The sequence below is a fragment of the uncultured Flavobacterium sp. genome (assembly GCF_963974175.1).
Lineage (GTDB): Bacteria > Bacteroidota > Bacteroidia > Flavobacteriales > Flavobacteriaceae > Flavobacterium.
In genome coordinates this window covers 1-24,866 of record NZ_CAXBBR010000002.1, presented here as the reverse complement: position 1 = coordinate 24,866, position 24,866 = coordinate 1, and the positions used below count along the sequence as shown (strand labels likewise).

At 33.8% G+C, this 24,866-nt stretch carries 20 protein-coding genes; 14 read left to right on the top strand and 6 right to left on the bottom strand.

What is annotated here, in order from left to right; genetic code table 11:
- Positions 1–41: 41 nt before the first annotated feature.
- Together AAC069_RS03015 and AAC069_RS03010 are read right to left on the bottom strand one after the other, a co-directional pair.
- Positions 42–1,253, bottom strand: a complete 1,212-nt coding sequence (locus AAC069_RS03015) for a hypothetical protein (RefSeq protein ID WP_339919040.1) — start codon at positions 1,251–1,253, stop codon at positions 42–44.
- Between the two features lie 269 nt (positions 1,254–1,522).
- The gene (locus AAC069_RS03010; RefSeq protein WP_339919039.1) at positions 1,523–4,270 is read right to left on the bottom strand and encodes a TonB-dependent receptor; all 2,748 of its coding nucleotides are present in this window, start codon (positions 4,268–4,270) and stop codon (positions 1,523–1,525) included.
- Positions 4,271–4,447: 177 nt separating this feature from the next.
- Between AAC069_RS03010 and AAC069_RS03005 the strand changes: the two genes are divergently transcribed.
- Positions 4,448–5,131 carry a response regulator transcription factor gene (locus AAC069_RS03005; protein ID WP_091090770.1) on the top strand — a complete coding sequence of 228 codons (684 nt, stop codon included), beginning with the start codon at positions 4,448–4,450 and terminating at the stop codon, positions 5,129–5,131.
- Between the two features lie 82 nt (positions 5,132–5,213).
- Positions 5,214–6,323, top strand: a complete 1,110-nt coding sequence (locus AAC069_RS03000; protein ID WP_339919038.1) for an ATP-binding protein — start codon at positions 5,214–5,216, stop codon at positions 6,321–6,323.
- Between the two features lie 33 nt (positions 6,324–6,356).
- Here the strand turns inward: AAC069_RS03000 and AAC069_RS02995 are convergent, their stop codons facing one another.
- From AAC069_RS02995 to AAC069_RS02985, 3 genes are read right to left on the bottom strand one after another with little or no spacing between them, the layout of a single operon-like run.
- Positions 6,357–7,319 (bottom strand): sodium-dependent bicarbonate transport family permease, encoded by a 963-nt coding sequence (locus AAC069_RS02995; protein WP_339919037.1) that lies wholly within the window; start codon positions 7,317–7,319, stop codon positions 6,357–6,359.
- Complete coding sequence (locus tag AAC069_RS02990; RefSeq protein WP_339919036.1) at positions 7,316–8,308, bottom strand: L-threonylcarbamoyladenylate synthase; 993 nt, start codon at positions 8,306–8,308, stop codon at positions 7,316–7,318. Before AAC069_RS02990 ends, AAC069_RS02995 begins: the two co-directional genes overlap by 4 nt.
- Positions 8,309–8,319: 11 nt before the next feature.
- Positions 8,320–8,628 carry a hypothetical protein gene (locus AAC069_RS02985; RefSeq protein ID WP_339919035.1) on the bottom strand — a complete coding sequence of 103 codons (309 nt, stop codon included), beginning with the start codon at positions 8,626–8,628 and terminating at the stop codon, positions 8,320–8,322.
- Between the two features lie 82 nt (positions 8,629–8,710).
- Here AAC069_RS02985 and AAC069_RS02980 point away from each other — a divergent pair, with 82 nt between their 5' ends.
- The 11 genes from AAC069_RS02980 (at position 8,711) to phoU (ending at position 21,112) form a co-directional block, all read left to right on the top strand.
- On the top strand, positions 8,711–9,652 hold the full coding sequence (locus AAC069_RS02980) for a LysR family transcriptional regulator (RefSeq protein ID WP_339919034.1): 942 nt from the start codon (positions 8,711–8,713) through the stop codon (positions 9,650–9,652).
- Between the two features lie 494 nt (positions 9,653–10,146).
- On the top strand, positions 10,147–10,599 hold the full coding sequence (locus AAC069_RS02975; RefSeq protein WP_339919033.1) for a tail fiber domain-containing protein: 453 nt from the start codon (positions 10,147–10,149) through the stop codon (positions 10,597–10,599).
- 894 nt (positions 10,600–11,493) lie between these two features.
- Positions 11,494–12,408, top strand: a complete 915-nt coding sequence (locus tag AAC069_RS02970) for a TerC family protein (RefSeq protein ID WP_339919032.1) — start codon at positions 11,494–11,496, stop codon at positions 12,406–12,408.
- A gap of 65 nt (positions 12,409–12,473) precedes the next feature.
- Positions 12,474–13,307 carry a universal stress protein gene (locus AAC069_RS02965; RefSeq protein ID WP_339919031.1) on the top strand — a complete coding sequence of 278 codons (834 nt, stop codon included), beginning with the start codon at positions 12,474–12,476 and terminating at the stop codon, positions 13,305–13,307.
- Between the two features lie 246 nt (positions 13,308–13,553).
- Positions 13,554–14,849: a porin gene (locus AAC069_RS02960; protein WP_339919030.1), complete on the top strand. Its 1,296-nt coding sequence runs from the start codon at positions 13,554–13,556 to the stop codon at positions 14,847–14,849.
- A gap of 266 nt (positions 14,850–15,115) precedes the next feature.
- Positions 15,116–16,333 (top strand): porin, encoded by a 1,218-nt coding sequence (locus tag AAC069_RS02955; protein WP_339919029.1) that lies wholly within the window; start codon positions 15,116–15,118, stop codon positions 16,331–16,333.
- Between the two features lie 157 nt (positions 16,334–16,490).
- Positions 16,491–17,354: a PstS family phosphate ABC transporter substrate-binding protein gene (locus tag AAC069_RS02950; protein ID WP_339919028.1), complete on the top strand. Its 864-nt coding sequence runs from the start codon at positions 16,491–16,493 to the stop codon at positions 17,352–17,354.
- Between the two features lie 185 nt (positions 17,355–17,539).
- The gene (gene pstC / locus AAC069_RS02945; protein ID WP_339919027.1) at positions 17,540–18,748 is read left to right on the top strand and encodes a phosphate ABC transporter permease subunit PstC; all 1,209 of its coding nucleotides are present in this window, start codon (positions 17,540–17,542) and stop codon (positions 18,746–18,748) included.
- Position 18,749: 1 nt separating this feature from the next.
- Positions 18,750–19,628, top strand: coding sequence for a phosphate ABC transporter permease PstA (gene pstA, locus AAC069_RS02940; protein WP_339919026.1), 879 nt, complete (start codon positions 18,750–18,752; stop codon positions 19,626–19,628).
- A gap of 1 nt (position 19,629) precedes the next feature.
- Positions 19,630–20,382: a phosphate ABC transporter ATP-binding protein PstB gene (pstB, locus tag AAC069_RS02935; protein ID WP_091090730.1), complete on the top strand. Its 753-nt coding sequence runs from the start codon at positions 19,630–19,632 to the stop codon at positions 20,380–20,382.
- A gap of 61 nt (positions 20,383–20,443) precedes the next feature.
- On the top strand, positions 20,444–21,112 hold the full coding sequence (phoU, locus tag AAC069_RS02930) for a phosphate signaling complex protein PhoU (RefSeq protein ID WP_339919025.1): 669 nt from the start codon (positions 20,444–20,446) through the stop codon (positions 21,110–21,112).
- A 70-nt stretch (positions 21,113–21,182) separates the two neighbouring features.
- Here phoU and AAC069_RS02925 read toward each other — a convergent pair whose 3' ends face one another.
- Positions 21,183–22,262 (bottom strand): glycosyltransferase, encoded by a 1,080-nt coding sequence (locus AAC069_RS02925; RefSeq protein WP_339919024.1) that lies wholly within the window; start codon positions 22,260–22,262, stop codon positions 21,183–21,185.
- Between the two features lie 424 nt (positions 22,263–22,686).
- Here AAC069_RS02925 and AAC069_RS02920 point away from each other — a divergent pair.
- A partial coding sequence (locus AAC069_RS02920) for a hypothetical protein (RefSeq protein ID WP_339919023.1) occupies positions 22,687–24,866 on the top strand: 2,180 nt, incomplete at its 3' end.

The following is a 24,866-nucleotide window of genomic DNA, read 5'->3' as shown; positions in this document are numbered from 1 at the left end:
TTAAAAGGGTGTTTTGGGTATTTTTTATGATATACTTTTGATTAGAATCCAACTGACCAACCAGCAGCCCATGATGGCATTCCAGCTCCGTTTCCAGCACCAGTCGCAGCACCTTCTGACGTAATGATTGCAGATACATCAGCACTTACTCCACTTGTTGCAGGAGCAACAGCATTTAATTTACCTTTAGTTTTTGTCGTAACATCAGCAATAAAGTTAACATTTACAGCTTTTAATGCAGTAGGTATGAAAGCGATCGTCTCGTTGTTTTCAACATTGAAACCTACAGCCCATCCACTAAACACTACGTTTGTGAAGATACCTTTAGTTCCTCTTCTTAGTTTCATTGCATCATTTTCTAACCATGTTCCAGTTGTTGGTGCGCTTCCAGGTCCTACTAAAGTTAAGTTAGTAATAGAAGGGTTAGCAATTGGAGTATTAGCATATCCTAATTCAAAGTTATCTGCTTCAATTCCTCTGTTTCCTTTTTCGAAACCTAATTTTCCGTACCAGTTAGTATTTGTTCCAGACCATCCTTCAGTCCAGTCAAATTGATCATCTTCATTTCCAATAGAAATTAAGTTAGAAGTATTTACGGTTCCTCCGAAGAATTCAACTCCGTCATCAGCTCCGTGGAAAAATTCTACGTAATCAATTGTAGTTCCTGAACCAACTCCAAATAATGAAAGTCCGTTAAATTCTTTTTCACTGTTGAAAGCAGCTCCAGCATACTCAATTCTTAAATATTTGATTGAACCTGAATTATCATTAGAAATGGTTCCACCATAAGTTAAATCAGCAACTTCTGATTGAGCAGTTCCTGTACCACCAGATACACGGTTGATAGGTGCTTTACCACAGATTACTAATCCGCCCCAGTCACCAGCAGCTTTTGTAGCTAATCCACTTGTCATTACAACAGGTTTAGCAGCAGTACCTTCTACATTTAATTTTCCACCTTGAGCAATTGCGATGTAAGCAGATGTTCCACCTGTTCCTTGAATAATTGTCCCAGCTGGGATAGTTAATGTAGCTCCATTGTTTACCTGGATTTTTCCAGTTAATTTGTACGTTTTAGTAGCGTCTAGAGTAACGATACCATCATTGATAGTCCCTTGAAAATTGGTTGCATCTGCAGTAAAAGTAGATGAAGGAGTAGTCGTTGGTGTAGGGTTGTCGTTAGAAGAACAGCTAGTGATTAAACCTGCAGCTAATGTTAAAATCCCGAATAATTTTACAGTTGATTTTTTCATGATTGTTTAATAAAATTTTTATTTATTTTCTGATACAAAGATGCGTTAAGTACTTTTTTTTGATGTTATCTAAACATGAATGTTTGTTTACTAAAAGGCTATTTCAATATCAATTTAATGTTAACTCGTTTCGTCTAGAGGGCTAAGCCTATATTTGGTTTCGGGAAGGTTAACAAACCTCATAATAATCTTTTTCATTTAGGGGTATAATTAAAAAGAGCAGCCATTTAGCTGCTCTTTTAGAAGATATTTTGAAAGGTGTTGTTTGATTAAAATTGGTAATTCAAACTTAGACTTATTGTTGCTCCTTTTTTGTATGAAAGTACATTTACGTCACCAGTTGCATTTGCTTGTACTCTATTGATTGCTGGATTTAATAAGTTTTTCGCAACTAATCCTAATCCTAATTTTTCAGTTAGTTTAGATTTTGCAATGAAATCTAGTGAGCCAAAGGCTTTATCAACTAAATCTCCCTTGTTACTTGTTCCAATTGCATTCACTCTGTCTGAAAAATAAGTGTAAGCTACAGTCGTTGTAAGATTGCTATTTCTGTTATTCCACTCATTAAATAAAGTTAAATCGGCATTTAACAATAAATCAGAAGCTCCGGTAAATTTACTTTTTGAGTTAGTGAAATCCACTTGATAATTTGTTTCACTATTTACTTTTTCAGCATTCAATTCTTGGTTGCTGTATAAATAAGAAGCATTAATCCCTGCAGATAGTTTCTTAGCATTATTAGAATCGAAATCAAAAAGTTGTTTTCTGTATTCTACTTCGGCACCAGCTACATAACCGTAATCTCCTGTGTTGATATAAGAGATGTCATTAGAGGAGGAAGATATTGTTACTTCGTTCATTGGGTTTAAAATGTATTTTCCAAAAGCAGTTACCGAAATTAGCTCGTCACTTTTCGGGAACATTTCCCATTTAAGGTCTAAATTATAATCGTCAGATTCGTATAAAAATGGATTACCAACTTTTACTTGTAGTACTTCTTCATATACGAATAAAGCTCTTTCTTTAAATTGAGGTAAAGTATAAGTTTTGCTTAATCCTACACGTAAATTTTGTTTGTCGTTCAATTCATATTTCATAATTAAACTTGGCAAGAAAGCAGTTTTTTCTAATTTGTCATTTCCAGTCCCGCCTAATTGTGTGTACCAACTTACTTTTTGAGATATTTGTTCTCCTCTAAGACCTAATACAGCAGTTAATTTATTGAATTTGTATTCTGTATTAGCAAAAGCAGCATGTATCGTTTGATCTCCTCCATAAGTTTGTGGGTCTAAAGCATTGTATACTTGAGAATTTCCACGGAAAGTAGCAATCGAGAAATTACCGTTGTTGAAGTTGTCTTGGTTGTAGAATAAATCTAAGTTATTAGGATCAACAATAGTGTTTGTGTTACCACTTGTTGCTTTAATATTGAATTGTGTCGCTTGAAATCCTCTTGATTTGATTCTTCCGTTGTAACCTACAGTAATTTTCCCATTGTAATCACCATCTTCATTTTTATTGAATTTGTAATCATATGAAGCATTACCAGCTAGTTCGTCTTCTTTCAGTTTTTGAAAGTATCTGTGGTTGTCAGGAGCTGAGATGCTTGACAATTGGTAACCAGTAGCTTCTTTTCTAAAAATGTTTTGGACTCTGTCTGGCATACTTCCATCAATGATGTTGTATGAAACTCCCCAATTCAATTTAGAACGGTCTCCAATTTTACTTTCTCCTAATATTTGATTAATCCATAAACTATTTTTTTCATAGTTAAAACGACGAATTAAACCGTTACCCTCATTAGCAATATCAACAATATATCCTGAGTATTCTTCTTTCGATTGTGTTGAGGTATTGATATAAAGTGAATTGAAACTTACTTTATTGTTGTTGTTTATTTTGTAACCAATATTAGCCATTCCGGTAGTATTAGTTTCATATTTTAGTTCGCTATAGTTGTCGAAGTTTTTATTTGCAATTCCGTTACCATTAACACTTGCTTTTGCAGTTCCATTACTTTTAGCTGAGAAATCGTTATTGAATGAAGCAGTAGCAAAAAAGCTAAGTTTACCCTCTGAACCTACGTCAAATGATTTTCCTCCAGAGATACCAAAAGAAGAAGCTATTGGAGTATAGTCTTTCATTTGAAGAGAGCTATAATTGAATTGTGTAAGAGGATTATTTGGAATTGATTTTTTTGTAAAACCAAACCCGTCAAACCCTTTTTGCAATTTAAAGTTATCTTCGGCAATTGCATTTGTGTTCACTTTAGAACCAATGTCAATTTTTAAAAATCCTTTTCCTTTGTAGTCTTTCGAAATAATATCAACATTTCCTCCTGCAAAGTCACCATAAATGTTTCCGCTATATACCTTGTCAATGGATATGTATTCAACGATGTCTGTCGAGAAAATTTCAAGATTTAAGTTTTTCTTTTCTGGATCATTTGAAGGAATGGGTAATCCATTCATAGTGGTAGAGTTGTATCGGTCACCAAGACCTCTTACAAATATATTTCCTGAACCTTCTTGTTTTGTAATACCACTCGTTTTAGTAACCGCAGTTGCAACATCGCTAACCCCTTTTCTAGATAATTCCTGTGAACCGATGCTTTGTTTGATTTCAACTGCATTTTTTTGATCCATTAATAAGGCGGTTTCTTTTTGCTTGTTTACGGTTGTAGTGATAACTACATCATCTAGTTTGTAACTTGATGATCCTAATGCTTTGCTAAGTGTTATTGTTTCTCCAGTTTTTACTGTAACAGGAACCTCTATCGATTCGTAACCAATAAAACTATACTGTATTATATAATTTCCTGCGGGAGCATTAAGTGCATATTTACCGTCAATATCTGTCGTGCCGTTTATTTGTGTTCCTTTTAATAATACGTTTGCAAAAGGTAACGTTTCGTTGTTTGAATCCTTATCAGTTAGTACTCCAGTAATAGTACCTTTTGTTTGAGAAAAAGCAAGGGTACTGATAAAAAGCGTTAAAATGAATAATTTAAGTTTCATAGTTTGTTTAATTTTTTGCAAAGTAATGGTGTCTTTGTAAAGTTTGCGTTATTGCGAGGTTACCATTAGGTTCGTTGAATATTACTAAATGGTTACCAAATTAATTTACGGTTAATACTACTTTTTTGCTGTTCATTTATTCTTATATTTACAAAAGCAAACGTAAATTTGCCAAATATGAAAAAGAAACACACCAAGATTTTATTAGTCGATGACGAACCGGATATTTTAGAAATTGTAGGTTATAATCTTACACAGGAAGGATATCAAATTTTTACAGCGGCCAATGGAAAAGAAGCGGTTGCTAAAGCTAAAAAGGAATTGCCAGATTTGATAATCATGGATGTGATGATGCCTGAAATGGATGGAATGGAAGCGTGTGAAAACATTAGAAAAATTCCGGAGTTGAGTAATGTGATTATTACTTTCTTGACTGCCAGAAGTGAAGATTATTCGCAAGTTGCAGGATTTGATGCCGGAGCTGATGACTATATCACAAAGCCGATAAAGCCAAAATTATTGGTAAGTAAAGTAAAAGCATTGTTGCGCCGCCTAAAAGAAAGTGAGCAAGACAGTGAAACCTTGAACGTAGGTGGTATAGAAATAAATCGCGAAGAATATAAAATAGTAAAGGATAATATCGAAATTTCATTACCTAGAAAAGAGTTTGAGCTGTTTTATTTATTAGCATCTAAACCAGGAAAAGTATTCAAACGTGATGAAATTCTTGATAAAGTTTGGGGGAATGAAGTAGTTGTAGGTGGAAGAACAATTGATGTTCACATTAGAAAACTACGAGAAAAGATAGGAGAAGATCTTTTTAAAACTATTAAAGGGGTTGGTTATAAATTTGAGGTTTAAATTAGATATAATAAAAGTTATTTATGGAATGTAAGGCCATCTTCAAAAGGCTAGATTATGTAAGTAACGTACGTACTTAAAAATGAAAATAAGTTTCAAAAAAACCTATAAGTTTGCGGTAAAATCAGCATTATATATCAGTCTTTTTTCAACGGGATTTGTGATGCTATTGGCATCCAATATGTTCAAGTTGCCATCCCGCAGTCTGTTTTTATTTGGTTTTGTTTTCATGTTAATCGTATATATATTTTCATTTATTGTATTGCAATATCGAGTTGAGCGGTTCATTTACAGACGCGTAAAAAAAATCTATGATGATGTTTCATTATTAGAGTCCAGTACATTCATAAATCAGCCCATTACTACAGACATGGAAACGCTGACTAGGGAAGTAAAGAAGTTTGCGACCGATAAAAAACTAGAAATTGAAATGTTACAAGTGCGAGAAGAGTACCGTAGAGAATTTTTAGGTAATGTTTCGCATGAATTAAAAACTCCTTTGTTTACCGTACAAGGCTACATATCTACTTTGTTAGATGGGGCAATGGATGATAAAGTGATTCGAAAAAAATACTTAAAGCGTGCCGAAAAAGGAGTGGAGCGATTGATCTATATTGTTGAAGATTTAGATATGATTACCAAGCTTGAAGTTGGGGATTTAAACTTAGATTATTCAGAGTTTGATATTGTAGAATTGATTCAGAATGTCTTCGACTTATTGGAAATGAAAGCGGAAAAAAAGAATATCACCCTTGCGTTTGAAAACTACCACATCTTGCCTAATTATGTAAGAGCCGACAGAGACCGGATTCAACAAGTTATTGAAAACTTAATAGTGAATTCAATAAAATACGGTAAAACTGGCGGGACAACCGAAGTTGCTGTGGTGAATTTAACTAAGAAAAAAGTTCTGGTTCGTATTAGTGACAATGGCGAAGGAATAGAAAAACAAAATATCCCAAGGCTTTTTGAACGTTTTTATCGTGTCAATAAAAGTGGGTCTCGCTCTGAAGGAGGCTCTGGATTAGGATTGGCAATTGTCAAGCATATTATAGAAGCTCATAAAGAAAAAATATATGTGGAGAGCGAATTTGGTATTGGCTCAGAATTTTCATTCACACTTGAAAAACAAACTTGGAATAAGGAAAAAAAGACTGTTTCTAGTGTTATAGAAACAGCCTTTGAACTTTAGGTGATGAGTTATCTTTTTAAATGTCCCTGCATTTTAAGAACATAAGACTATGGAAAGATAAATAGGCATTCCAAATGTTATATTAAAAGGAAAGGTAATGGCTAAGGCCATCGGCAGGAAAATTCCAGGATTTGCCTTTGGAACTGCAATTTTCATGGCCGCAGGAACTGCGATGTAGGACGCGCTTGAAGCTAGAACTGCAAAAATAAATCGGTTACCAATATCATCTGTTATAAAATGGGAGGCGTAAGCAACGGCAATTCCGTTTATTAATGGGATGATGATTGCAAAAAAGAAGCTGAACCACCCACTTTTAAAAAAGTCATTTAATTTTCTACCGCTTACAATTCCCATATCAAGTAAAAAGATGGCTAGAAATCCTTTAAACATATCTGTAGTAAAAGGCTTGATACCTAAGGCTTGTTGATCACTCGCTAAGAAACCTATAATTAAACTTCCTGTGATTAATAGTACGCTACCATTAGTAAAAGAGTGTTTGATAAGGGAACTCATTTTGGTGCTATGCACATCGTTTTTACTGAATAATCGAATTAAAATCACACCAACTATAATGGCTGGAGCTTCCATAAGCGCCATAACTGCGACCATATGACCACTAAAAGTATAGTTTTGCATTTCTAAAAAAGTAATAGCGGTTACAAACGTAACGGCACTAACAGAGCCATAAGCCGCAGCAATGGCACCTGAGTTTTCGATGCTAAAATGTTTTTTCAGTATAAAAAAACTATAAAGAGGGATGATGAGTGCGATTAAAATTCCAAATGCAACTGACCAAATGATGTCAAGTGTGAAATGACTGTGTGATAATTCTTGCCCTCCTTTAAAACCAATTGAAAAAAGAAGATAAAGGGAGATAAATTTAGAGGAGTTTTTGGGGATTTCTAAATCACTTTTTAGACGAACAGCGATGATACCGAGTAAGAAAAATAGTAAGGCTGGATTTGTGATGTTTTCAAGTAGTAAATCGAAGTTCATTGCTGGGTAGTTTGTTTTTTAGGATGGGTTTGTTTTTTTGTTGCTCTTTCCAATCTGTCATTAATTGTTCTTCCTAATCCATGATCAGGAAATTTTTCGGCGATAATTACATCAAGTTTTAATTGATCTAATTTGTGTAAGGCATTGTACAGACGGGATGCTGCTTCAGCTAAATCTCCTGTTGCTGATAGAACTTCATTTGTCACTATGTTTTTATGCTCAAAATGATTTTGATAGGTTAGTAATCCAATTCTTTTTGTGTCAAATAGCTTCAGTTCTTCGGTAACGGTTTCTGTTAATATGGTTTTGGTTTTTGGCGCATAGTGTTTTGAAAGCATACCTGGTGCAGATGGTGTTTTTTCATTGTTTGTTTTTATTTTTAGCGGACCAATAACATTTTCAATTTCTTCAATGGTTATGGAGCCTAATCGATATAAAACAGCTGACCCATCCTCAAAACCTATTATCGTAGATTCTATTCCGCTTCGGCATTCGCCGCCTTCTAAAACGGTTAGTGAAGATTCAGTAAAATAGTCCGCTACATGTTGCGCTTTCGTAGGACTAATGGAACCAAATGGATTTGCGCTTGGAGCAGCCAGTGGGAAATCTAATTGTTCTAAAAGTGCTAATGTTATTGGATGATTAGGAACTCTAACTGCAACTGTGTTTTTTCCTGCAGTAACTAAATCTGGAATTGTGCTTTGTCTTTTTAATACTAAGGTCAGTGGACCTGGCCAAAATGCATCCGCTAATAACATTGCTTTTGCTGGGATTTCAGTGGCAATCTGATTCAAATCAGCAACCGATTTGATATGAACAATAAGCGGATTATAAAAAGGTCTTTTTTTTAATTCGAAAATTTTTTTAATCGCTTTTTCACTGAAAGCATTTCCGGCTAATCCGTATACTGTTTCTGTAGGAATGGCGACAATATCATTTTTATTTAAAAGTGCTGCGGCATCGTGAGATGAGGTGCTGATTAAAGCCATTTTTTTAATTTTTAAACTATGGGTTCTAATTTTTTTGCTGGGACTAACGAGATTTGAATAGTTCCGTCTATTTTAAAATGCATGTCATTTAGAAGTGAATAATCGAGCAAGTCTGTAATGTTTTCAGAGGCATCAGTAAGCAACTCAATTCTGATTTTTGAATGTGCAGTATTCTCGCTAAAGCGAATCTCGTTACTGAAATTCTCTAATTGATGGAAGTTAATTTTGCTGTTTATTAATCCTAATAGAATTTTTTTAGCTTCTAGCGGTGTGTATTGCCCTTCTACTAATTTGAACTGGTAGTCTTTTTCTTTTTTCATTTTTTTTATTTTTTTGCAAATGTAGTACTGCTAACCTATATGTTTTTATTTATATTTGTAATGGAATACATAAAAATAATTTATGAACTATACTTTGCATCAATTGTACGTTTTTCTTAAAGTGGCTCAAAATAAGAGTATTACTAAAGCTGCTGTAGAGTTGCACCTTACGCAACCTGCAGTTTCTATACAGTTAAAGAATTTTCAAGATCAATTTGAGTTTCCGTTGACGGAGGTTATCGGTAGAAAACTGTATGTGACTGATTTTGGAGAGGAAATTGCCATCGCTGCCGAAAAAGTTTTAAATGAGGTTGAGGCGATTAACTATAAGACCTTAGCTTACAAAGGAGAATTAAGTGGGCGCTTAAAGATTTCCATTGTGTCTACCGGTAAATACGTGATGCCTTATTTTCTGGCTGATTTTTTAAAACAGAATCCGGGAGTAGATTTGATTTTGGATGTGACTAATAAGAAACAAGTTTTAGAAAGTTTAGAGCATAATGAGGTTGACTTTTCTTTAGTTTCGGTATTGCCAGAATCCATGCAAATTAATACAGTAGAATTGTTGCGCAATGAGCTCTATATGATGGTAAATGCAGAGCAAGCTTTCGAAAAAAATATTTATAAGGTTTCTATTTTAGAGGAATTAGCGGTTATTTATCGTGAGGAAGGTTCGGGAACACGTTATATAATGGAGAAATTTATCGAAAACAATAATTTGAATGTCCCTAAAAAGGTAGAGCTTACTGGAAATGAAGCGGTTAAGCAGGCTGTTTTGGCTGGATTAGGTTGCTCTATTATGCCTTTAATAGGAGTAAAGAACGAGCTTAACAATGGTAGTTTGCAGATTGTTCCAGTAAAAGGTTTGCCAATTAAATCAAATTGGAATTTAATTTGGTTAAAAGGAAAGAAGTTTTCGCCGGTAGCAGCGGCTTATTTGGACTTTATTCAAAATGAAAAAGAAAGAATTATTGACGCTTCTTTTAAATGGATTAAGGATAAAAATACAGTTATCGAAAAATAGAAAATTAAACTATGAAATTTTAGATAACAGTTAATTGTTGATTTGATTCAAATATTTATTGTAAATCGAAAAGAGCTCATGATACTTTATGCAAGTAGTGAAGAAGAATTGCCAAGCCTAACTTCTAGTTTTCATATGGATGATGAGTTTGTTGGATTGTAACGCTGTCGATGTAGAATTGTATATTTATGTTGCTATTGTTACATTATAGAATCTATTATATGAATTATTAGAATAGGGTTTGGCAGATTATAATATTGAAAAAGCAATTAGTATAAACAATATTTCCGTATTTTTTTTAATTTTATCTTATCTAAACAACACTGACTATTTTGTAGCGTAAATTTTAATTTAGGTAAGCCTAAATGGTGGAAGTAACACACTATATCGGGACTGGGCTTGTAACTTTTAATAAATATACGAGAATGGAAGAAGATAGTAAAAGGGAAAAAATAATTTGACGATTTTTACAATGACATCAAAAAATATAACTCATGAAGCATTTAATAATAGGAATTAATAAAACAGGTCTTGTGATTACATTTTTAGCCACAACAGCTCTTACATATTCACAAAGCTACCCAGATAAAACTATAAAAATAAATACACAGTTAATACAGAATCCTTTAGAAAGTATCCTTCGGCTGGAGCCAAGAATGTTTGAATATGACACACAAAATTTCAAACAATTACGCCTAGATAAAGGGGCGCAATACGGATTTATGGCTGATAATATGGAGGAGGTTTTTCCGAGTGTGGTAGGAGAGAAATCTATTTCTTATTTGTTTAGTAAAAATACGTATCGAACCGCTACAATTAAAACAATTGATGAATCAGCTCTTATTCCCGTTTTAGTAGCTGCATTTAAAGAGCAGCAAGCTGAAATTGAAAAATTGAAATTGGAAATCTTAGAGCTTAAAAATAAAATGAGATCTACATCAAAGTAAGTCTTTTTTTAAGTTGCAATCGAAAATAAATTACAACTCCTCAAATTGAAAAAAAACTTTTTATAGGTCTTAGCGGTGTGTTTTCCTATTCGCAAAACACTAGAATTACTGACAATAACTCAATTGGTTGGTCTGTTTTTACAGGCGCCTTTATATTAGATTCAAAATGGGGTGTTCATGCCGAGTATCAGTGACGAAGAGATGATGTCGTTGAAAAATGGCAGCAAGGACTTTTTCGTACAGGGATAAATTATCAGCTGCATCCATATGTTCAATTTAGATTGGGGTACGCAAGGATAGAAACTTTTCCTTACGGTGATTATCCAATCAATTCACTTGGAAAGGACTTTGCTAAACATCAAGTTTTTCAAATGGTAACTGTAAGTAATAAAGTTTCAACTCTCGATTTTAGTCAGCGTTTTATGCTTGAACAACGATGGATTTATTGTTAACACGGTAGTCAATTTTGGCCTGTCTAAGAAAAAAAGGGAATAGTGTTTTTTCAATTGTGATCAAATTTATTAGGTAACATTATTATATATAATGACATCAATTTTTAAAATGCTTTGAGTTTTAAAATGAAATACATGAAAGTACAGTTGTCAATCGACTGCACTTTTTGTGTTTACTATACATATTCAGGTCGGGAATTTAAACAGAGTTTTATTGTTGTTGTAAAAAAACATTCTGTATAAATAGGTTTTATATAGTAAAACAATTAATGCTACTAATGGATTTCGTTAGAAGTCTTCTTACCCTTAGATATTTTTCACTAGTAAAAAGTGCATGTTCACTTCGTTGTTGTTTAGTGTTGATATTGAATAATTTATGGTATTTCAGTATCGAAAAAAATCGTATATTTATGTTCGAATACTAAATTAAACAATACGCGCTATGCAGACGGATTTAAGTTTCTGGATTGGTTTTAATGTATTTGTATTGTTTATGCTTGCTTTGGATTTAGGGGTTTTTAATCGAAAAGCACATGAAATAACGATTAAGGAAGCTTTGATTTGGACGGCAGTCTGGATATCGTTGGCAATGTGTTTTAATGTGATTGTTTATTATTGGCAAGGTGAGGTAAAGGCATTAGAGTTTCTTGCAGGTTATGTTATTGAAAAAGCATTAAGTGTAGACAATATTTTTGTGTTCGTTTTAATTTTTTCTTATTTCAAAACGCCAACTATTCATCAGCATAAAATTTTGTTTTGGGGGATTATAGGAGCGTTGATAATGAGAGCTGCCTTTATTTTTGCCGGGGTGGCCTTACTCGAAAAGTTTCATTGGACGATATATGTTTTTGGAGCGATATTGATTTATACAGGATATAAAATGCTCACTAAAAAAGAGAAAGTAATTGAACCAGAAAAAAATCCATTAATTAAGATTATTAGGAAAATTATTCCCGTAACAAATGAATATCATGGCGGAGATTTTTTTATGAAACAAAATGGAAAATTATTTGCAACTCCTTTATTTTTAGTACTGATATTAATCGAAGTCACTGATTTGATTTTTGCAGCAGATAGCATTCCAGCAATATTGGCCATTACTCAAGACCATTTTATTGTTTATACTTCAAACGTGTTTGCTATACTCGGACTGCGTTCTTTGTATTTTGCATTAGCAGGAATGATGGGTAAATTCCAGTATTTGTCTAAGGGACTTGCTTTGATTCTAATTTTCGTAGGACTAAAAATGTCGTTGGTTGATTTTTATAAGCTACCAATAGAAATAGCATTGTTGGTAATTATTGTCATTTTAATCTTGAGTGTAGTAACATCATTAACTGCTATTAAGAAAATATAATACCGCGGTCACTCACTAAGATATAAAAAGGTTTTGATGTATTAAAGTTAAAATTTATAACTAAGATGGATAAAATTCTTGTTACCACCGATTTTTCTTCTAATTCAAAAGCAGCTTGTCGTTTTGCTATTCAATTGGCATCGCAACATAAGTGTGAGTTGACTTTTTTTCATTCCTATTATATAGCAAATCTTGGTTCGATGAGTGGTGAAGCACTTATTGCTTTCGAAAATAAAGAAACGGATAAAATTCAAAAAAAGCTTAACAAATTTGTAGAAGTGCTTTATAAAGGCATCGATGCGAGTCGGTCAAATAAAAAGTGTGTAATAAAAAGTGCTGTTCTCACTGACAGCAGTATCAGAGAGTACGCACAAGAAAACAATTTTAGGTTTATATGCATTAGTACCAGAGGTTCTGGAAAACTAAAAAAAATATTTGGGTCAAACACTTCTAATCTAATAACCCATTCAGCAGTTCCAGTTATTGCTGTGCCCTTCAATTATCGCAGGAGTGAAATAAACAAAATTATTTATGCGTCTGACCTTTTGAACCTTGAGGATGAATTAGTTAAAGTGAATGAATTTGCAAAACCATTAAATGCAATTGTTGAAGTTCTTCATTTCGAATACCCAACAGACGATGCAATAAATAGTATTGCTTTAGATGAACTAATTAAGGCAAATTCAGGTACTAAATTTAAACTGAATATCGAGAAAATCGATCAGACTGAAAGTTTGATTTTGAATATACGTAGTGAAATTAAGAAATCAAAACCTTCGATGTTGATTATGTTCACGGAACAAAACAGAAGTTTTTTTACTAAGATATTTCACCCCAGTAAATCAGTAAACTATTCTTTCAATGCGAAAATTCCATTGCTTGTGTTTAATAAAATATAATTCAAGTATATATGCATGAAAAAGGGAAGGTACTATGGGTGTTTTAGTTGAAAATGATTTCGCCGTATTTTTTGTTAATCTCAAAGAGCCTGTATTATATAGCATACGTTATAGTTTTGTAAGTTATTTTTTGGTTTTTATATTGTTAAAAAAATGTAAAACAAAGGTTAATTTTTTAATGGTTTGCTAACGTTAACTTAACATTACGGTTTCATCTTTGCCGAAAATTTAGCAACCCATTTAACCATGAAAAAACTTTTAATTGCACTTTTTATAATTAGTACAGCAGTACTTCAAGCGCAAGACGTTAACAAAGACGCAATTTCTAAAGAAGTTGTCCGTGTTTTAGATTCCATAAACAAAGTAAAGACAGCCGAAGAGAAAGCAAAGCCGAAAAAAGATTCGCAATGGTATGATAAAATCAGCATTAGAGGATATGCGCAAGTTAGGTATAACGGATTGTTATCGACTAATGATAAAGTATCGTGTGAGCAATGTGATAAATCATGGGGAACGACGACGACTGGAGATGATGTGAAATCAAATAACGGTTTTTTTATTAGAAGAGCTCGTATTGTGTTTTCTGGTCAAATACATCCAAACGTATATTTCTACATTCAACCAGATATTGCAAGTTCTCCGAGTACTGGGGTTAATAATTTTTTACAGATACGAGATGCTTATTTCGATTTGTCATTTGATGCCAAAAAAGAATTTCGTGTAAGAGTAGGGCAGAGCAAAGTTCCTTTTGGTTTTGAAAACATGCAATCAAGTCAAAATAGATTGACCTTAGACCGTAATGACGCTTTAAATAGTGCTGTTGCAAATGAAAGAGATCTAGGTGCATTCTTCTATTGGGCACCAAGTAAAATAAGAGAGCGTTTCGCTATGCTTATTAAAGATGGATATAAAGGTTCAGGAGATTATGGGGTGTTTGCATTTGGAGCATACAACGGTCAAACATCTAATAAGTCAGAAGGGAATAGAAACTTGCACGTAGTAACTAGAGTAAGTTATCCGTTTGTGATAGGAAGCCAGATCATTGAGCCAGGTCTTCAAGCGTATACTGGTAAATGGGCTTTTGGAAGCGAAATTTCTTCGGGTGTTTCTGTAAAGGACAAACAATATACTCTTGATCAAAGAGTAGCTGCTTCTTTTGTATTGTATCCAAAACCATTTGGTGTTCAAGCGGAATATAATATTGGAAAAGGGCCTAGATACAATAAAATTACAAATTCTGTAGATGTTTCTAGTTTAGAAGGTGGTTACGTTACCTTAAACTATAAGTGGGATTTACCAAAAAATCAATTACTATATCCGTTTGCTAAATTCCAATACTATGACGGTGGAAAGAAATTTGAAAAAGATGCTAGAAGTTACACGGTTAGAGATTATGAGTTGGGTTTAGAATGGCAGCCTTATAAAGCATTTGAGTTAACTGCAACTTGGGTTATCGCGGACAGAACTTTTGAAGACAGTGTCCTTAAGAACAACAGGCAGCAAGGAAATTTATTGAGATTACAAGCTCAGTTTAATTTTTAGAGATATATAATTCAAGAATTTAAAAAACATCAGAGACTCTTAATGAGTAGCTGATGTTTTTTTTTTATCTCTAGTAGATAGAATTTAAATTTAATCCTATTTAGTATTTGAAAAAACCGTAAATTAGGTGTAAGTTATTAAATAGCAGTTAATTAGTGTTTTTGGATTACCTTAAATTATTGTTTTGGTAACCTTGTCTTAATACTAAACAGCTTTATTAACATTAATTTTGCACCGAAATAATAAAATAATAACAAATTATTAAAATGAAAATATTTTTATTAAGTATCGTGCTAATGTTTACACTATGTGTATCAGCCCAGGAAGATAAAATAGAGAAAAAGGAAGTTGTTAAAAAAACAGAATTATCACAATACCTTAATTCAAGTAAAAAACTTGGATTTACTGAAAAAGATAGTTTATTTCAAGTGAATATTGGATTCCGAGTTCAAAGCAGAGTGGGTTACGGAAAAGAAGAGGGTAAATCTGGAGTTGTAGAAGGTGAAATAAGAAGAATGAGGCTAAAGTTGGATGGTTTTGTATACAATCCAAAATTTGGTTATAAAGTAGAGCTAGGCTTTTCGGCAAGAGATATCGGGACAGTTGTTGTTGGAAATAGTGGAAATGTAATTTTAGACGGAGTATTCTTTTATAAACCAACATCTGATTTCACAATTGGTTTTGGACAGACTAAACTACCTGGAAATAACCAACGTGTAATTTCTTCAAATTCATTAGAGCTTACGGATCGTAGTATCAATAATTCAAAGTTTAATATCGACCGTGATTTTGGATTGTTTTTAGATTATTCGAAAGAAAGTAAAGAGCATTTTGCCTACTCATTAAAAGGTGCAATTTCTAAGGGAGAAGGAAGAAACTGGGTTAAAACTAAAGATGACGGAATCGCTTTGACTGGTAAAGTAGAATTATTTCCTCTAGGATCTTTTACCAAAAACGGGTCAAATTTTGAGGCTGACTTAATGAGAGAAAAAACACCTAAGTTAATGGTGTCTGGGGCATTTAGTCAAAATAATAACGCTTTAAGATCGCAAGGTCAATTAGGGAGTAGTTTGTATGAGGCAAGAACTTTAAAGTCGGTGTTTTTTGATGCGATTTTAAAATACAATGGTTGGTCAGCTACTGGAGCTTATATGTCAAGAATGGCTGATAATCCAATAACAGTAAGTGCAACAGACGCAACTAAACAACAGGCGGTTTTTGTAGGAAATGGTATTGATGCACAATTAAGCTACCTTTTTCCTTCAAATTATCAAATAATAGGAAGGTTTTCTACTCAAAAAGTTGACGATGAAATTCAGACTATCAGTCCTGATATGGATGAGTATACTATAGGTTTGTCTAAATATTTATACGGTCATAAGGTAAAATTACAAACAGAGTTTTCTTACGATACCGTAAAGAACTATAGCGGAAGTACGGATAACAATTGGTTTGTACGTTTTCAGGTAGAAATAGGAATATAAAATCAGAACGAGAAACCGTAGAATTGCGGGTTTTTGTTTGTGAAAATTTAATGGCGCTCTAAAAGGGTAAATATTGGATAATATTGGCTTAACACAGAGTTAACATTGAAGTGTTACTTTTGTAAAAAATTAAAAAAAAACCTAATAAAAAAATAAAATGAAAACATCAAAATTATTTTTAATCTTACCTTTAATAGGTATGTTGAGTTGTGGTAAAGCAAAAACAGAAGATAAAGGAACAGAAGCGCAATCAACTGCTGTATCTGTAACTATCAAAGGTAGTGATACCGTTTTGCCATTGGCACAAAAAGAAGCTGAAGAATTGATGAAAACAAATTCTGATGTAAGTGTTACTGTTGTAGGTGGTGGATCAGGTGTAGGTATAACGGCAATGATTGATGGTACTACTGATATCGCAATGGCTTCAAGAGATTTGAAGACTGAAGAAAAAATGAAATTTGCTGATAAAAAAGTGGAAATCGAAGAAGTTATAATAGCATATGATGCATTAACAGTAATTGTTAATCCAGCAAACAAGGTTTCTAAATTAACTCGTGAGCAATTAGAGGGTATCTTTACAGGAGCAATCAAAAACTGGAAAGAAGTTGGTGGTGCTGACGAAAAAATAGTTGCTTATTCAAGAGAGTCTTCTTCTGGAACTTATGAGTTCTTTAAAGATGAGGTTATGGATAAGAAAAATTATGCAACAGATATTTTGAACTTACCTGCAACTGGTGCAATCGTTCAGGCAGTAGGTCAAACTAAAGGAGCTATTGGATATATCGGATTGGCATATGAAACGAAAGAAGTAAAACAATTGGCTATATCTTATGACCAAGGAAAAACTTTTGTTGAGCCATCTGTAGCTAGCGCTAAAGATAAATCATATCCTATCTCTAGACCATTGTTCTATATGTTCAACAAGGTAAATGCTGCGAAAGTAAAAACTATTGTTGACTATGCGCTTTCTGCTGAAGGACAAAAAATTGTTTCTGAAGTTGGTTACATTCCATTGAATTAATAAAGGTTAATTTTTTAGATACTTAAAAAGGTTGCTCTATTAGGAGCAACCTTTTTTATTTGTAAATTTGTTGTAATTTTAGATTTCAAATAATCTCTTAACATTAAGTTAACCTAAGGTTAACGGTGCGAACACATTCAACGCCTTGGGCTGACGTAATTTTGCTAAAAATAAAAAATACTCTTTTGAAAACAAATTTTAAACAGATTAAAGAGAAGGTAATTGAATTTATTTTGATGTTAAGTAGCGCCGCTACTAGTATTACAGTAATTTTAATTGTCTTTTTTCTATTTATAGAAGGTGCTGGAGTTTTTACCAAAAAACCAATAGACAAGGGGTTTTTATTGGCAGTAAATGAGTCAAATCCCGTAGGTAAATTAGAGCCATCACAGATTAAAGATATTTTTGATCAAAAAATCACAAACTGGAAAGAACTAGGAGGAAAGGATGAGCCTATCGTTTTGTTCAGAACTGGTGATATAACAGATTATTATACTGAAGAAGAGCTTGGGGAGAACTTTGTTAACTTCCCTGACAAAATAAATGAACTTATGGCTAAAACGCCTGGGATCATTGCATTTTTCTCAGATAAGTATGTAAATAATGAATTTAAAGGAAAAGAAGTAGATATAAATAAAATTACTGTTTATAGTTTCTTATCTGGTGAAGAATGGTTTCCTACTGCTGAACCCGTTGCCCAAATGGGAGTTAAGCCATTAATTTATGGTACACTATGGGTGAGTTTAGGAGCTATTCTCTTGGCTTTGCCTATCGCTTTAGCGGCAGCCATCTATTTAAGTGAAATTGCAAAGAAAAGAACTCGTAATTTATTAAAACCGCTTATCGAACTTCTGGCGGGAATTCCGTCCGTTGTTTATGGTTTTTTTGGATTGGTGGTTATTGTACCTTTAATTCAAAGTGTTTTTAATTTACCTGTGGGTGAAACTGCTTTAGCGGGAAGTGTCGTGCTTGCAATCATGGCTTTGCCTACAATTATCACTATTTCAGAGGATGCAATGCGCAACACGCCACGTGCTATGAAAGAAGCGAGTTTGGCTTTAGGAGCATCGCATTGGCAAACGATTTATAAAGTGGTAATTCCATATTCTGCATCTGGGATAACAGCCGGTGCTATTTTAGGTATAGGTCGCGCTATTGGTGAAACTATGGCCGTATTAATGGTAACTGGAAATGCTGCTGTAATACCTCATTCTTTTCTAGCACCTATTCGAACAATTCCAGCCACTATTGCGGCAGAATTAGGTGAGGCTCCAAACGGAGGTTTACACTATGAAGCCTTATTTGCATTGGGTTGTATTCTATTCATAATCACTTTTGGGATCAATATGTTAGTAGAATTAGTTACCAATAGAAATTCCCATAAAAAACACTAAGATGAGTACTGAAAATAATTTAGCAAAGAAAAAAAGAAGAAGTCAAAATATTGCCTTCGGTATTTTTACAGCAACAAGCTATGCTATTGTAGCACTTCTATTTGTAATATTAGCTTTTATTGTAGTAAAAGGTATTGGTGTTATCAGCTGGGAATTTATTAGTGAAATGCCAAAAAATGGAATGACTGAAGGAGGGGTTTTTCCTGCTATTGTTGGAACACTTTGTTTGGTTTTAGCAAGTATGATATTTGCGTTTCCTGTAGGTGTGCTAGCGGCAATTTATATGAATGAATATGTGAAAGATGGCTGGCCTAAAAAAATAATTAAACAAATGACAAATAATCTTGCAGGAGTTCCATCAATTGTATTTGGACTTTTCGGGATGTCGTTATTTGTGAATAAGTTGGAATTTGGAGATTCGATTTTAGCAGGTGGATTAACATTAGGGTTATTAGTGCTTCCAGTTATTATTAGAACAACAGAGGAATCATTGAAAGCGGTAGATGACACCTTCAGACAAGCAAGTTTAGGATTAGGAGCAAGTAAGTGGGAAACGACAAGCAAAATTGTATTTCCAATAGCATTTCCTAATATTATTACAGGATTAATATTATCCATAGGAAGGGTTTCTGGAGAGACGGCACCTATTTTATTTACCGTTGCTGCCTATTTTTTACCTAAATTGCCTACATCCATTTTTGATCAAGCGATGGCATTACCTTATCACTTATATGTGATCGCAACGAGTGGAACTGATATTGAAAAATCAAGAGCTATGGCTTACGGTACGGCACTTATATTAATTATTATTGTATTAATTTCTAATTTATTGGCGAATGCACTTCGTAAATATTATGGAAAAAAAGTAAAAATGAATTAACATGCATAAAATAGAATCAAACAACGTAAATTTTTACTACGGAGAAAATCATGCTTTGCGTGATATTTCTTTATCAATGAAAGAAAATACGGTTACAGCTTTAATTGGACCATCAGGATGTGGTAAATCAACTTATCTGCGTTTGTTAAATAGAATGAATGACCTTATCGACGGTACTAAAATGACCGGAAGTATAGTTATTGATGGGACAGATATTTACGGAAAAAACACTAATGTGGATAATTTGCGTAAAAATGTTGGGATGGTTTTTCAAAAACCAAATCCTTTTCCAAAGACTATTTTTGAAAATGTAGCTTATGGATTGCGAGTTAACGGGATTACAGATAAAAATGAAATTGAAGAGCGTGTGGTTACCACTATTGAACAAGTGGCGCTTTGGGATGAGGTAAAAGACAAACTAAAAAAATCAGCTTTTGAACTTTCTGGAGGTCAGCAACAAAGGTTATGTATCGCTCGTGCTCTAGCAATAAAGCCTTCTATATTATTGATGGATGAGCCAACATCGGCTTTGGATCCAATTTCCACTTCAAAAATTGAAGAGCTTATTTATGAGCTAAAAAACAAATACACCATCGTTATCGTTACACATAATATGCAACAGGCTGGTCGTGTGAGTGATACGACTGCTTTTTTCTATATGGGTGAGTTGATTGAGTACGATAAAACAAAAACTATTTTTACAAAACCGGCGATCAAGCAAACGGAAGATTATATAACAGGAAGATTCGGATAAAAATGATTTTGATATGAATTCAGAATCTACTAACTTTAAATCTTCAAATCTTTAGAAAAAAATGGCATCACACTTAGAAACAGAACTTGGTAAGCTTAGAAGTATAATTATAAAAATAGGGGGCCTGGCTGAAAGTCAGGTTGCTGAAGCTGTTAAGGCAGTACTTTCAGAACCCGTTTTAGAGAGTAAAGAAGTAAAGAAAACAGAAAACAAAATTGATAAACTTGATGTGAAAATTGATGATATCTGTCAGAGTGTTTTTGCTTTACAACAACCTGTTGCGTCCGATTTGCGATTTATCATATCGGCAATGCAAATTAGCAGAGAGATCGAAAGGATTGGTGATTTATCTATGAGTATCATCAAACTTTCGAAAAGCATTAAGGAAAAACATGAGTTAATATTAAAATTTGATATTACTGATATTGTAAGAGGTGTAGAAGATATTACCGTTAAAACAAATGAGTGTTTTCTTAATATGGATGAAAATACTATTGAAGAGATTTTTACGTTAAACACTGATATTAAAAGTAAAAGCAGCGATGCAATTGATAATATCATTGGAGAAATGAAAAACAATTCTAAAACGGTTGTTTCTGGTACCAATTTAATTATTGCATTGAAACACTTCGAAAGAATTGCAGATCACAGCACAAACGTTGCAGAATCTGTTTATTTTATGATCAATGCGAAGACTATCAAGCACGAAAAATTTACAGATAAGAAATAATTAAATTTTAAAGCTGGTTTTTATATCAATTAACGATATAAAAATCAGCTTTTTTAATGCAGTATTGTTTTTAAATTTCGAAGATACCAAATATTTTTTTCCAATCGGGAGTGTTGTTAAAGCATTGTAAGCCGCTATATTTTTTCACCTCTGGTAAGTTGTCTATTTTAAAATCATCTTGTTCGGCGTAAGGAACCATACCGTCTTCTTTTAATTTTTTGGCTAAATATAGTTGCTCATATTGCCCAGGAGTGGGAATGAAAAAGGCTTTCTTACCCAGTTTTGCCAGATCCATAATCGTTGTGTAGCCCGAACGTGCCAGAACAATTTCACTTTCATTAAAAGTTTGCTCGAGTTGACGGCTAGTCATAAAGTTAAAATAGGTAATGTTTTTTAGTTGTTCTTTTTTTTGTTCCTTTTCTACAATTCCTTTGATGAATACTACATCGCCTCTATAACGTTTTAATTCGGTTTTTAGGATAGTTTCCAATAGTCCTCGTTGCGGTTCAGGGCCGGAGAGAATAACCATTAGATCGTATTGTTTTGGGGTTTCTTTTTTATGCATACGACTTAATGGGCCGATGTATTTAGGAGTAAAGGATAAGTTGTTCGAATGGCTTAATTGTCCTGCCAGATTCGGCTGGCCGGGAACGTCAGGAACCCAGCACTCTGTATATTTTTTAATTATATTTTGATGTAGTTTGCTCGTTAACCAAGTTGTATTTCCGGTCATCACATTGAGCTGATGCGTTATGAATACACAGGGTACATTTTTATTAAAAACTCCTAGGCGGTTGTCTGATATAATTCCGTCGATATCGTATTGTTTAATCCATGAAGCTACCAGTTTTTTTTCATACCAAATGGCTTTTAACATCTTAGGAGTGTTTTTTAATAGTTTCCATTTGAAATTCTTACCATTTTTAGCATACTCTATTTGGTAAGAAGGCAATTCGATTGTTTGTAAGTAAGGGAACTCTTTGCGTAACATGGCAAGAGCTATTCCGTCAGATGCAATTATGGGTATATGATTGCTTTCTTGTAATGCCTTTATTATAGGGATGCAGCGGGTTGCATGTCCCAAGCCCCAGTTTAATGGCGCAACCAAAATAGTTTTCGGGGTATTGTTAATCTCCTTCTGTATTGACATGGTTGCTTTTTTTGGGAAAGGTACACAAACTAAGGTTTTGGAAAGAAATACTTTGTATTACCAAACCTTTAAATTATTAATTTGAATTAAAATTAGGCCCATAACTGAAGTTTAGTGCTATTAATTGTTTTAAGTTTTCAAATTTCACTTTGTACTAATCGTGGGCTAAGTTTAATTGATTTTTTAAAACAGTTGGTTTTAGTCGGTTAAAAGAGGTGTTTCATCGGATAAATTTTCATTTGGGCGTAATTAAAATTACTTTTGAGCATTATTTAAGAGTTTTTTAATAAGAATATTCAGTTTTGATTGATACTAAATTATTCTAAAAACAAGTATCAATGTAAATTTCTTATGTTATTTCATGAAAAACAATTTCTTCCTTTCCTTATCAAAATTCCACCATTTATTACTTAAATTATTATCCATGGGACTAAACTTTACTCCTCTCTTTATTAGAAAGGGATGTAAAAATAATAATGTCATTTATTTAATGATTTTGTTGTTTTCATTCTTGCTTAATAGCTCTACTATTCAATCTCAAACTCCTATATTTAGTAATCCAACTCATATTCCAGCAAGCGCTGCGAATAAAACTGCTGGGGCCAAATATATATATTACAATGTAACAAATGGCAATGGTTTTAGTGTAGATGCAGTAGTGACTATTGTTTCAATCCTTAATGCAGTAATTGTAGATGTTGATAATCCTACTAATGGAGGCGGCGGTTTGATAGACCGATTTCAGCCTGTACAAAACACAACGTCTGCATGGGGATATGTAGAATGGAAAATTGAGTTTTTTAAAGCGGGCACTTATAACTTAACGACATTGACAGGTGAGTTAATTACCTTAAATTCTTTTGTGTTAGAAGCGTTAGATATCGATGGTGATGAGTTTTTTGATACGGTTATAACGTCTCCAAATTACTACACCTTAAACAGTCCAACACTATTAGTTGCTTCAAGCGTTGGTTCTTATACAAGATTTCAAGGTCCTTCTAGTTCAGTAGACCCTATTAGATTGACAGATACTCCATATATAGTCACTGTGAGTTTTACTAATGTAAATGTTGCTGCTTTTAGAATAGGACGAAGAATAGTTGGTTCAAATAGGCAAAGTTCAATCAGTTTTGGAGAAGTAAAATTTGATAATGCTCCTATAGCAAATAACGATGAAAGTTTATTAAATAATTTCGGGCCAGTAAGTTTAAATGTAACAACAAACGACACTGATTCTAATAATGATATAAATTATAGTTCTGTTAGTTTTGTAGGAGGTACGGATACAGATGCTAACGGTACATTAGATCAATTAATTGTTCAAGGGCAAGGAACCTGGACTGTTAATTCTTTGGGTGTTGTAACTTTTACTCCTTTAGATACCTTTAGAAGTGACCCAACTCCGGTAAGTTATAGTATTAAAGATGTGAAAAATTATATATCTAATCGGGCAACTATTACTATTACTTTTAAAAAAGCAGATTTGGCAATCGTTAAGACGGTAAGCAATGCTACGCCAATTGTAGGAAGCAATGTAACCTTCACTTTGAAAGTAACGAATAACGGACCAAGTGCAGCGACGGGCGTATCAGTAACAGATCTGTTACCTAGCGGTTATACTTATGTATCCGATAATGGATCCGGAGCTTATGTTTCAGGCACAGGAGTATGGACTATAGGCAACCTTGCTAATTCAGGTATTACAACCTTGAATATCGTAGCGACAGTAAAAGCAACAGGTAGTTATGTGAATACAGCAACGGTAAGCAGTACCACAATAGATCCTACGCCAGGAAATAACACATCAACCAATACACCGGTACCATGCCCACCTGTTCCAACATTTGGTCTTGTAACGAAACCAACATGTATAAAAACTACAGGAAGTATTGCAATTTCTAATTATGATGCTGCTTATACTTATGGCATAACTCCGTCAGTAGGAGTTACTCGATCAGGGAGTATAATTACTGCACCTGCGGGGACTTATACAGTAACGGCAACTTTAGGAAGTTGTACTTCGAATGGATCAGTAGTAGAAATAGGTAACGTTGTTTGTCCGATAACAGAAAGTGGAAGCATCGCTGCAACGGGCGGAATCGCGATCACTAATGTATTATCGAATGACACAACCAATGGTGTTGCTAGTACAACAGCAAACTCCACAATAGCCCAAAGCGGAACATGGCCAACGGGAATTAGTTTAAACACGACAACTGGAGCGATAAGTGTTGCAGCAGGAACAGCTCCTGGTGTCTATGCAGTTGCTTACGAGTTATGTGATAAACTCACACCAAAAACCTGTGCTACGGTAACGGACAATGTAACGGTAACATCGGTAGTAACACCGATAACAGAAAGTGGAAGCATCGCTGCAACAGGCGGAATCGCGATCACTAATGTATTATCGAATGACACCACCAATGGTGTTGCTAGTACAACAGCAAACTCCACAATAGCCCAAAGCGGAACATGGCCAACGGGAATTAGTTTAAACACGACAACTGGAGCGATAAGTGTTGCAGCAGGAACAGCTCCTGGTGTCTATGCAGTTGCTTACGAGTTATGTGATAAACTCACACCAAAAACCTGTGCTACGGTAAC

Bases quoted from the DNA above. Each gene is read 5' to 3' on its own strand.
- AAC069_RS02985 (WP_339919035.1), bottom strand. From the start codon at position 8,628: ATGAAAAAAGAAAAAGACTACCAGTTCAAATTAGTAGAAGGGCAATAC.
- AAC069_RS02925 (WP_339919024.1), bottom strand. From the start codon at position 22,262: ATGTCAATACAGAAGGAGATTAACAATACCCCGAAAACTATTTTGGTT.
- AAC069_RS02990 (WP_339919036.1), bottom strand. From the start codon at position 8,308: ATGGCTTTAATCAGCACCTCATCTCACGATGCCGCAGCACTTTTAAAT.
- pstB (WP_091090730.1), top strand. From the start codon at position 19,630: ATGCATAAAATAGAATCAAACAACGTAAATTTTTACTACGGAGAAAAT.
- AAC069_RS02965 (WP_339919031.1), top strand. From the start codon at position 12,474: ATGGATAAAATTCTTGTTACCACCGATTTTTCTTCTAATTCAAAAGCA.
- AAC069_RS03010 (WP_339919039.1), bottom strand. From the start codon at position 4,270: ATGAAACTTAAATTATTCATTTTAACGCTTTTTATCAGTACCCTTGCT.
- AAC069_RS02950 (WP_339919028.1), top strand. From the start codon at position 16,491: ATGAAAACATCAAAATTATTTTTAATCTTACCTTTAATAGGTATGTTG.
- AAC069_RS03015 (WP_339919040.1), bottom strand. From the start codon at position 1,253: ATGAAAAAATCAACTGTAAAATTATTCGGGATTTTAACATTAGCTGCA.
- AAC069_RS02995 (WP_339919037.1), bottom strand. From the start codon at position 7,319: ATGAACTTCGATTTACTACTTGAAAACATCACAAATCCAGCCTTACTA.
- pstA (WP_339919026.1), top strand. From the start codon at position 18,750: ATGAGTACTGAAAATAATTTAGCAAAGAAAAAAAGAAGAAGTCAAAAT.
- AAC069_RS03000 (WP_339919038.1), top strand. From the start codon at position 5,214: ATGAAAATAAGTTTCAAAAAAACCTATAAGTTTGCGGTAAAATCAGCA.
- AAC069_RS02975 (WP_339919033.1), top strand. From the start codon at position 10,147: ATGAAGCATTTAATAATAGGAATTAATAAAACAGGTCTTGTGATTACA.
- phoU (WP_339919025.1), top strand. From the start codon at position 20,444: ATGGCATCACACTTAGAAACAGAACTTGGTAAGCTTAGAAGTATAATT.
- AAC069_RS02955 (WP_339919029.1), top strand. From the start codon at position 15,116: ATGAAAATATTTTTATTAAGTATCGTGCTAATGTTTACACTATGTGTA.
- AAC069_RS02970 (WP_339919032.1), top strand. From the start codon at position 11,494: ATGCAGACGGATTTAAGTTTCTGGATTGGTTTTAATGTATTTGTATTG.
- AAC069_RS03005 (WP_091090770.1), top strand. From the start codon at position 4,448: ATGAAAAAGAAACACACCAAGATTTTATTAGTCGATGACGAACCGGAT.
- AAC069_RS02980 (WP_339919034.1), top strand. From the start codon at position 8,711: ATGAACTATACTTTGCATCAATTGTACGTTTTTCTTAAAGTGGCTCAA.
- AAC069_RS02960 (WP_339919030.1), top strand. From the start codon at position 13,554: ATGAAAAAACTTTTAATTGCACTTTTTATAATTAGTACAGCAGTACTT.